This is a genomic window from Pseudomonas sp. SDO5522_S412 (genome assembly GCF_054071215.1).
In genome coordinates this window covers 1-10,013 of record NZ_JBSVWQ010000204.1, presented here as the reverse complement: position 1 = coordinate 10,013, position 10,013 = coordinate 1, and the positions used below count along the sequence as shown (strand labels likewise).

Genomic DNA, 10,013 nt, shown 5'->3' with positions numbered 1-10,013 from the left:
GCCCCAAAATCCTGGGAGCGCTTCGCACTCCAGCGGGAGCAAGCTCCCTCGCCACAGCAAGCTCCCTCCCCACAGCAAGCTCCCTCGCCACAGAGACGGTCTCGCCACAGGAGACGTGTCAGACTTGCGACTGAGCGCCTTCAAACCACTTCAGCTTCTCACGCAACTGCACCACTTCTCCCACAATCACCAGTGTCGGCGCATGAACCTCATGTTCCGCCACCATGCGTGGCAGGTCAGCCAGGGTGCCGGTAAACACCCGCTGGTTGGACGTGGTGCCCTGCTGGATCAACGCCGCCGGCGTATCCGCCGAACGACCATGCTTGATCAGCTGTTCGCAGATGATCGGCAACCCGATCAAGCCCATGTAGAACACCAGGGTCTGCGAAGGGCCCACCAGGTCACTCCACGGCAGGTCCGAAGTCCCGTCCTTCAAGTGCCCGGTAATGAAGCGAACCGATTGCGCATAGTCGCGGTGGGTCAGCGGAATACCGGCATACGCCGCGCAACCGCTGGCCGCGGTAATACCCGGCACCACTTGGAACGGGATGCCATGGGCCGCCAGCTCTTCGATCTCTTCACCGCCACGCCCAAAGATGAACGGATCGCCACCCTTGAGCCGCAGCACGCGCTTGCCTTGCCTGGCCAGGTCCACCAGTTGCTGGTTGATCTGGTCCTGCGGCACCGCATGGTCGGCGCGACGCTTGCCGACATACACCCGCTCGGCATCGCGACGGCACAATTCAAGAATCGCCGGCGCCACCAGGCGGTCGTACAGCACCACGTCGGCCTGTTGCATCAAGCGCAAGGCGCGGAACGTCAGCAGGTCCGGATCACCTGGGCCAGCGCCCACCAGGTAGACTTCGCCCGGTGCGTGCGGCGGTGCGCCGTTGATTTTCTCGACCAGCAAACGTTCGGCTTCATCACCCTGCCCGGCCAGTTGCCGATCAGCAATCGGGCCCTGGAAGACATCTTCCCAGAACGCGCGACGTTGCTGCACATCCGGGAACAAGCCTTTGACCTGGCTGCGAAACCGCGCCGCCAGCCCGGCCAACTGGCCGTAAGTCGACGGAATCCAGGTTTCCAGCTTGGCGCGGATCAAGCGTGCCAGCACCGGCGCATCGCCGCCGCTGGACACTGCGATCACCAACGGCGAACGGTCGACAATCGCCGGGAAGATCACGCTGCACAAGGCCGGCGCATCCACCACATTGACCGGTACGCAACGACGCCGGGCATCGCTGGACACTTGCGCGTTCAGCGGCTCGTCGTCGGTCGCCGCGATGATCAGGGTGCAACCGTCGAGGTCGGCCTCCTGATAACCACGCAAAATCAGTTCACCGCCACTGCCCTGCACCAGTTCACGCAACTGGTCTTCAATCTGGGGAGCAACCACCCGCAACAACGCGCCGGCGTCGGCCAGCAGCCGGGATTTGCGCAAGGCAATCTCCCCGCCACCGACGACCAACACACGACTGCCGCGCAGGTTATGAAACAGCGGCAGAAATTCCATTTAGCCGATGACCTCAACGCCCGCCATGTACGGCTTGAGCACTTCAGGCACGCGGATCGAACCGTCAGCCTGCTGGTAGTTTTCCAGCACGGCCACCAGGGTACGGCCTACTGCCAGGCCCGAACCGTTGAGGGTGTGGACCAGCTCGGGCTTGCCGGTTTCCGGGTTACGGAAACGCGCCTGCATGCGACGGGCCTGGAAATCACCGCAGTTGGAGCACGACGAAATCTCGCGGTATTTGTCCTGGCTCGGCACCCACACTTCCAGGTCGTAAGTCTTCACGGCACTGAAACCCATGTCGCCGGTGCACAGCGCCAGAACGCGGTACGGCAGCTCCAGCAGTTGCAGGACGCGTTCGGCGTTGGCGGTCAGGCCTTCCAGCGCTTCCATGGAAGTCGACGGCTCGACAACCTGCACCATCTCGACCTTGTCGAACTGGTGCTGGCGAATCATGCCGCGGGTGTCGCGGCCCGATGCACCGGCTTCGCTGCGAAAGCATGGCGAGTGGGCGACAAACTTGATCGGCAACTGCTTGGCGTCGAGGATTTCCCCGGCCACGATATTGGTCAGCGACACTTCGGCGGTCGGGATCAGGTACAAGTCGGCTTCGCCATCGCGGCTGATCTTGAACAGGTCTTCCTCGAATTTCGGCAGCTGGCTGGTGCCCATCAGCGCCGGAGCCTGGACCAAGTACGGGGTGTAAGCCTCTTCGTAGCCGTGCTCGCCGGTGTGCAGGTTGATCATGAACTGCGCCAGGGCGCGGTGCATGCGTGCAATCGGGCCACGCAGCAAGGCAAAGCGCGCACCGGACATTTTGGCCGCTGTCTCGAAGTCCAGGCCACCGGTCAATTCGCCCAGGGCGACGTGGTCCTTGATCTCGAAATCGAAGGTTTTTGGCGTGCCCCAGCGACGGACTTCGACGTTGCCGTCTTCGTCTTCGCCAATCGGCACGGACTCGTGTGGCAGGTTCGGGATACCCAGCAGGATCGAGTCCAGCTCAGTCTGGATCGCGTCCAGTTCGACTTTGCCGGAAGCCAACTCGCCAGCCATACGCTCGACGTCCGCCATCAACGGCGCGATGTCTTCGCCGCGCTGCTTGGCCTGACCGATGGATTTGGAACGCGCATTACGCTCAGCCTGCAGTGCTTCGGTGCGGGTCTGGACGGTCTTGCGCTGTTCTTCCAGCGCTTCGATGCGCGCAACATCCAAGGCAAAGCCACGGGATGCCAGGCGGTCCGCTACGTCCTGAAGGTTGCTACGTAACAGTTTGGAATCGAGCATGTCGGTCTCTCGTTTATCAAAGTTTGGTCAAGGACAGGCCAGCCCAAGTGGCGAGCAGCCCGCCGAACACGCTGATGGCCAGGTACCCGAAGGCGACCGGTGCCTGCCCGCTTTCCAGCAGGCGTAGCGTGTCCAGTGAAAAGGATGAAAAGGTCGTCAGACCGCCTACAAAACCGACAATCAAGCCGGCACGAATCTCAATCGGCACTTCCGGGCGAAGCAGAAACCACCCGTACAACAAGCCGATGATCAAACAGCCCACCAGGTTGACCGCCAGGGTCGCCGCATAAAAATGCTTCGGCCAATTGGCGCTGACCCAGGTGCTGGTGGCGAAACGCAATAATGTACCAGCGATGCCGGCTACGGACACGGCAAGAATCGTTCTGAGCACTACTTTCTCCGCTGTTTCGGACTGAGCCGGTCAAGTTGGGCAAGGTGATTGAGCTTTTCGCCGATCTTCAGCTCCAGGCCGCGGGGCACCGGCTGGTAAAACGGCTGCGGCTCAAGGTCATCCGGGAAGTAATCTTCGCCAGCCGCATAGGCGTCCGGTTCATCGTGGGCGTAGCGGTACTCATCGCCGTAGCCGAGTTGCTTCATCAGCTTGGTCGGCGCATTGCGCAAGTGCAGCGGCACTTCCAGGGAACCATGCTCGGCGGCAGCACGCAGGGCGGACTTGAAGCCCATGTACACCGCGTTGCTCTTCGGTGCGCAGGCCAGATAGGTGATGGCCTGGGCCACCGCCAACTCGCCTTCCGGGCTGCCCAGGCGTTCCTGCACTTCCCAGGCGGCCAGGCACAGGCTCAGCGCGCGCGGGTCGGCATTGCCGATATCTTCGCTGGCCATGCGCACCACGCGCCGGGCCAGGTACAGCGGGTCGCAACCGCCGTCGATCATCCGCGCAAACCAGTACAGCGCGCCGTCGGGGTTGGAGCCGCGCACAGACTTGTGCAGCGCGGAAATCTGGTCGTAGAACGCTTCGCCGCCCTTGTCGAAACGCCGGCGGGTGTCGCCCAACAGGCTCTGCAGCAAGTCGACGCCGATTTCGCTGCCATCCTCGGCCAGGTCGGAAGCGTTCTCCAGCAGATTGAGAAAACGTCGACCGTCGCCATCCGCAGCAGTCAGCAGGATCTTGAAGCCTTCCTCACTGACACTCAACTGGCGCTTGCCCAGGCCCTTGTCTTCGTTCAGCGCGCGCTGCAAGAGCTTCTGCATCGCGGCTTCGTCGAGGCTCTTGAGCACATAGACACGCGCCCGGGACAGCAAGGCATTGTTCAGTTCAAAAGACGGGTTTTCGGTGGTGGCACCAATAAAGATCAGCGTGCCGTCTTCGACATACGGCAAGAACGCATCCTGCTGCGACTTGTTGAAGCGATGCACTTCGTCGACGAACAGGATGGTGCGCTTGCCGTACTGCCCGGCCTGCTGCTTGGCGACTTCCACCGCCTGGCGGATCTCCTTGACCCCGGCCAGCACCGCCGAGACCGTCTCGAAGTGTGCATCCGAGACTTTTGCCAGGAGCCGCGCCAGGGTGGTTTTACCCACGCCCGGCGGCCCCCAGAAAATCATCGAGTGCAGCGCACCCTGCTCAAGGGCCTCGCGCAAAGGCTTGCCGCGGGCGAGCAGGTGTTCCTGCCCGACGTACTCGTCCAGGTTGGTCGAGCGCAGGCGCGCCGCCAGAGGCTGAGCAATCGGGTCACTTCGAAACAGGTCCATGGGCAGCGTTTGAAACCTCTGGGCAGTTTATTCCTGGATCACGTCGGCACCCTTCGGGATGTCGAACTTGAACTTGGATGCCGGTACCGGCTGGTTGGCCTTGACCCCGGAGAACAGGATATCGGTGCGCTGGCCGACGCTGTCAATCAGACGCATGTTGTTGATCACGCCGTTGCCAAACGACAGGGACAGCGTGTCAAAGAGCGTGTCCTTGGATTTCGGCTTAAGAGTGAATTCAATCACGTTGCTGGTCTGCTTGGAGGTAATGTCGAAGCTGTCGTTGATCTTCGACACATCGCCCGACAGCAAGAGCGCTGGCGTCTGGTTCAGGCGCGGGTCGAGCTTCTTGATGGTCGCCTGCTCCAGGTCCGGGTCCCACAGGGTGACTTTTTGGCCGTCAGAGACGATGGTCTGCTCGGCCTTGCCTTCTGTGTGCCAGTAGAACAGCCCTGGGCGCTGCACAGCCATCTCGCCGGCGGTTTCCTGCAACTGGGTGCCACCGGCATCCAGCGTGAGCTGGGAGAAGCGCGCGGTCAGGGTCTGGGATTTGTCCAACAGGTTTTTCAGGCTGGCGACGGAAGCCGGGTCAGCATGAGCCGAAACAGCAGTCAGGGCCAATGCAGGCAACAACAGCATGCGGATAAGACGCATGGGAGTCCTCTTAGATTCGGTTGCAAGGCGTGCCGCGTGTTGCCACGCGGCACGTAATCAGTCACGCATCTGCGCTGGCGCAATCACTTCGCGCGAGCCGTTGGTGTTCATCGAGGTGACCACGCCGGCCATTTCCATGGCTTCGATCATGCGGGCAGCGCGGTTGTAGCCAATCTTCAGCTTACGCTGTACGGCGGAGATCGAGGCGCGGCGGCTTTCAAGCACGAACTGCACCGCTTCGTCGTAGAGCGCATCGGTCTCGGCATCATCGTCGCCACCGCCGCTGCCACCGTCGAAGCCGCTGCCGGCCTCTTCGACGCCGGCGAGGATGTCGTCGTTGTATTCCGGGGCGCCACGCAGCTTCCAGGCCTCCACCACACGGTGCACCTCATCGTCGGAGACGAACGCGCCGTGGACACGGATCGGCAAACTGGTGCCCGGCGGCATGTAGAGCATGTCACCGTGGCCCAGCAGTTGCTCGGCGCCGCCCTGGTCGATGATGGTCCGGGAATCGATCTTGCTCGACACCTGGAACGCCATGCGGGTCGGGATGTTGGCCTTGATCAGGCCGGTGATCACGTCCACCGACGGACGCTGGGTCGCGAGGATCAAGTGGATCCCGGCGGCCCGCGCCTTCTGGGCGATACGGGCGATCAGCTCTTCGACCTTCTTGCCGACGATCATCATCATGTCGGCAAATTCGTCGACCACCACCACGATGGTCGGCAATTTGGTCAGCAGCGGCGCTTCGTCGTGGATGCTTTCGCGCTTGTACAACGGGTCGGTCAGCGGCGTGCCGGCGTCCTGGGCTTCCTTGACCTTGGCGTTGAAGCCCGACAGGTTACGCACGCCCATCTTCGCCATCAGCTTGTAGCGCCGTTCCATCTCGGCAACGCTCCAGCGCAGGGCGTTGGCCGCATCCTTCATGTCGGTCACCACCGGGCACAACAGGTGTGGAATGCCTTCGTAGATCGACAGCTCAAGCATTTTCGGGTCGATCATGATCAGCTTGGCGTCATCCGGGCCCGACTTGAACAGGATCGACAGGATCATCGCGTTCACACCCACCGACTTACCGGAACCGGTGGTACCGGCGACCAGCAAGTGGGGCATTTTCGCCAGGTCGGTGATCACCGGCTTGCCGCCGATGTCGTGGCCCAGGGCCAGGGTGACCGGCGACTTGAAGTTGTCGTACTCCGGGGTCGACAGCACTTCGGAGAAGCGCACGATCTGCCGGTCTTCGTTGGGAATCTCGATACCGACGGTGGTCTTGCCCGGAATCACTTCCACCACCCGCACGCTGGTCACGGCCAGCGAACGCGCCAGATCCTTGGCCAGGTTGGAAATGCGGCTGACCTTGACGCCGGCAGCCGGCTGGATTTCGTAGCGGGTAATCACCGGGCCCGGGTGGATCGAATCCACCGAGACTTCGACGCCGAATTCCTTGAGCTTGATTTCCAGCAGGTGGCCGACGGCCGCCAGGGATTCAGGGGAATAATTGAGCTGTTTCTTTTCCGCAGGATCAAGAATCGAGATCGGCGGCAAGGTGCCTTCCACGGCGCTGTCGACAAACAACGGCGCCTGTTTCTCTTTCTGCACGCGGTGGCTCGGCTCGGGGGCCTTCGGCGGCGCAGGGGCAATCACCGGCGGCACTTGCTTCTCGCGGTCCGACATGTGCTTGGTCAGGGCCTGCTCGCGTTCGATCAGGCGTTCCTTGACCTTGGCCTGCTCACGCCGGTCCGGCGTGCTCGGGGCTACCACCTCGTTGACGCGGGTATCCACCTCGCGCAGTTGCGCAACCATGCGTTTGCGGTCCACCCGGGCCGACCACCAGCGATTGGCGGCGCCCTGGAACAGTTCGAGCAGGTCGAGGGTGATCTTGCCGGTCACGTCCATGACCTTGAACCAGGACAGGTCGGTAAACACGGTGAGGCCGAACAGGAACAGCGCAATAAACATCAGGGTGCTGCCCTGGATATTCAGGGTCCTGCGGGCCAGATCGCCGAGGCTTTCGCCCAGAGCGCCGCCGGCACCGGCCGGCAGACCGGTAGGTGCATGGAAATGGATATGGGCCAGGGCCGCGCCGGACAACACCAGGAACACCAGGCCGATCAGGCGCCAGGAGAACAGCCAGCCGCTCCATTGCCACGGCTCGTGACGCTGGCGGAAGATCTGCCAGGTCTTGATGGCCAGCAGCAACGGGAAGATGTAAGCGAAGTAACCCAGCACCATGAACAGGATGTCGGCGCTGTAGGAGCCGGCCGGACCACCGAAGTTCTGCACGTCTTCGATCTTGCTGTTGTGGCTCCAGCCTGGATCGTCCTTGCCATAGGTGAGCAAGGCCATCATCAGGAACAGGCACAGCGCGCCGATGGCGATCAGTGCACCTTCCTTGAGTCGGTAGTGCAGGTGCTGGCGCCAGGCGGGCACGACTGCGGCTTTAGGTGTTGCGGCGGATTTCTTCAAAACGGGTCTTTTCCTGCGCCTTTAGCGCGTCCATCTGTTGAATGACTGCAAAACACTGCCCAATCCGGGCAGGTAAAAAATGAACGAGTGCCAGTGGAGCTACTTTTAACACCCTGCTACTGATTCATGAAACGGCGATAACGCCCCAATGGCCGCATTGTACGGGTTTGTGTGCGCGATGCCACGCACTTGGCCCTACGTTACACAGCATAGCCAATGTTCAATTTCATAACGTTCAATTTGAGCATGCATTGTCTTTACTGACAAAGGCTTATGAGCTGTTTTTGCCAATCCAGGCTAGCTTGCCGACCGACGTACGCGATTACGACCACGCCCCCGGCATAGAGTTGCAGAAACACCCGTTCATGCTTATCTGCACCGATCCCATGTTCGGGGTAGCCCCAGAGCGTTTCGTCGACAATAATCACAGCTCTTGCAACGGACAACATCGCCGTTTCCGCCCTCCCCTTCCGTAAGCCTGGATGCCATGCTGACCTGGTTACAACGCAACACCCTGACCTTCCCACCGCTGGCCAAGGCCATGCGCGAACCCAATGGCCTGCTCGCGGCCGGTGGCGACCTGTCGGCCGACCGCCTGATCCAGGCCTACCGCCACGGCTGCTTTCCCTGGTTCTCGGAAGGCCAGCCCATCCTCTGGTGGTCGCCCGACCCACGCACCGTACTGTTCCCCGATGAGCTGCACGTTTCCCGCAGCCTCGGCAAATTGTTGCGCCAGCAGCGTTACACGGTGACCTTCGACCAGGACTTCGCTGCGGTCATCCAGGCGTGCGCGGCGCCGCGCAGTTATGCCGATGGCACCTGGATCACCGAAGCCATGCAGAACGCCTACCTGCAACTGCACCAGCGCGGTTATGCGCATTCGGTGGAGGTGTGGGACGCGGGCGAACTGGTGGGCGGCCTGTACGGCCTGGCGATGGGCCAGTTGTTTTTCGGCGAGTCCATGTTCAGTCGCGCCGACAACGCCTCGAAATACGGCTTTGCCACCCTGGTTCGGCAACTACAGGCCTGGGGCTTTGTGCTGATCGACTGCCAGATGCCCACCGATCACCTGCACAGCCTCGGCGCCCGCGCCATTCCCCGCAGCGACTTCGCCAACTACCTGCGCGACCATTTGGACCAAACCAGCTCTGCTCCGTGGGTTTCCTAGGCGACTTCCCCACACCTGGCTTACACTTATTTCAAAGCTTATCCGAGGGTTGATCATGACCGAGCTGGCGCGTTTGAAGTTTTATGCCACTCAACCCCACTCATGCAGCTATCTGCCCGATGAGCAGGCCACCACGCTGTTCCTCGACCCCAGCCAGCCGATGGACGTGCATGTGTATGCCGATTTGTCGGAAATGGGCTTCCGGCGCAGCGGCGACCACCTTTACCGGCCGCACTGCCAGAACTGCAACGCCTGCGTACCGGCGCGCATCCCGGTTGCGCAGTTCCTGCCGGACCGCAACCAGAAACGCATCCTGAAGCGCAACGCCGACCTGACCGTTACCGCCACCAAACCCGGCTTCAGCGAAGAATATTTCGACCTTTACCAACGCTACATCGAACAGCGCCACGCCGACGGCGACATGTTCCCGCCCAGCCGCGACCAGTTTTCCACGTTCCTGGTGCGCGACCTGCCCTTCTCGCGCTTCTATGAGTTTCGGCTCGAGGGACGACTGGTGGCGGTCGCCGTGACCGACCTGCTGCCCAATGGCCTGTCGGCGGTCTACACCTTTTATGAGCCCGCCGAGGAACGGCGCAGCCTGGGACGCTTTGCGATCCTGTGGCAGATCGGTGAAGCCTTGCGCCTGGAATTGGAGGCGGTGTACCTCGGATACTGGATAAAAAACTGCAAAAAGATGAACTACAAGACCCAATATCGGCCCATTGAGCTGCTAATTAACCAAAGATGGGTCACGTTGAACTAGAACCTCTTGGCTTAAACACCCTTTTTCGGGCACAATGCACGCCGCTTTTGCCTGGCGCAGTTGCACCGGGCCATTCACTGGATACCGAGGGCTTTACTGCATGTCGAAAGAAGACAGCTTCGAAATGGAAGGCACTGTCGTCGACACCCTGCCCAACACCATGTTTCGTGTGGAGTTGGAAAATGGGCACGTCGTAACCGCGCATATCTCCGGCAAGATGCGCAAGAACTACATTCGTATTCTTACCGGTGACAAAGTGCGCGTCGAACTGACGCCCTATGACCTGAGCAAAGGGCGCATCACTTACCGCGCCCGTTAATCAAGTCAATACAAAACGCCCGGTTATGCCGGGCGTTTTTGTGTGCGCGCGATTTACCTGAAACCAGAAATCCCTTGTGGGAGCGGGCTTGCTCGCGAATGCAGCGTGTCAGCCACTGATTGTTTCGACTGGCACACCG

Annotated in this window: 9 protein-coding genes; 3 read left to right on the top strand and 6 right to left on the bottom strand. The window is 61.2% G+C overall.

Going from position 1 to position 10,013, the window contains the following annotated elements:
- Positions 1-118 precede the first annotated feature (118 nt).
- Genes cysG through ftsK form a run of 6 tightly spaced genes read right to left on the bottom strand, consistent with a single transcriptional unit; the run spans position 119 to position 7,624 of the window.
- A complete protein-coding gene (gene cysG, locus ACW9I6_RS26495; RefSeq protein WP_003219620.1) occupies positions 119-1,513 on the bottom strand; it encodes a siroheme synthase CysG in 1,395 nt (464 codons plus the stop codon).
- Positions 1,514-2,794 carry a serine--tRNA ligase gene (serS, locus tag ACW9I6_RS26490; protein ID WP_177009159.1) on the bottom strand — a complete coding sequence of 427 codons (1,281 nt, stop codon included), beginning with the start codon at positions 2,792-2,794 and terminating at the stop codon, positions 1,514-1,516.
- A 16-nt stretch (positions 2,795-2,810) separates the two neighbouring features.
- Complete coding sequence (gene crcB / locus ACW9I6_RS26485) at positions 2,811-3,185, bottom strand: fluoride efflux transporter CrcB (RefSeq protein WP_008431560.1); 375 nt, start codon at positions 3,183-3,185, stop codon at positions 2,811-2,813.
- Positions 3,185-4,507, bottom strand: a complete 1,323-nt coding sequence (locus ACW9I6_RS26480) for a replication-associated recombination protein A (protein ID WP_003219616.1) — start codon at positions 4,505-4,507, stop codon at positions 3,185-3,187. The genes crcB and ACW9I6_RS26480 overlap by 1 nt, the downstream gene beginning before the upstream one ends.
- Positions 4,508-4,534: 27 nt before the next feature.
- On the bottom strand, positions 4,535-5,158 hold the full coding sequence (gene lolA, locus ACW9I6_RS26475; RefSeq protein WP_003219615.1) for an outer membrane lipoprotein chaperone LolA: 624 nt from the start codon (positions 5,156-5,158) through the stop codon (positions 4,535-4,537).
- A 57-nt stretch (positions 5,159-5,215) separates the two neighbouring features.
- A complete protein-coding gene (gene ftsK / locus ACW9I6_RS26470) occupies positions 5,216-7,624 on the bottom strand; it encodes a DNA translocase FtsK (protein ID WP_003219614.1) in 2,409 nt (802 codons plus the stop codon).
- Positions 7,625-8,111: 487 nt separating this feature from the next.
- Here ftsK and aat point away from each other — a divergent pair, with 487 nt between their 5' ends.
- From aat to infA, 3 genes are all read left to right on the top strand, one after another.
- Entirely contained in the window at positions 8,112-8,792 is a 681-nt protein-coding gene (gene aat, locus ACW9I6_RS26465; protein WP_003219611.1) for a leucyl/phenylalanyl-tRNA--protein transferase, read from the top strand.
- Between the two features lie 55 nt (positions 8,793-8,847).
- On the top strand, positions 8,848-9,555 hold the full coding sequence (locus tag ACW9I6_RS26460; protein ID WP_003219609.1) for an arginyltransferase: 708 nt from the start codon (positions 8,848-8,850) through the stop codon (positions 9,553-9,555).
- Positions 9,556-9,655: 100 nt separating this feature from the next.
- A complete protein-coding gene (gene infA / locus ACW9I6_RS26455) occupies positions 9,656-9,874 on the top strand; it encodes a translation initiation factor IF-1 (RefSeq protein ID WP_002553999.1) in 219 nt (72 codons plus the stop codon).
- The last annotated feature ends 139 nt before the right edge of the window (positions 9,875-10,013 follow it).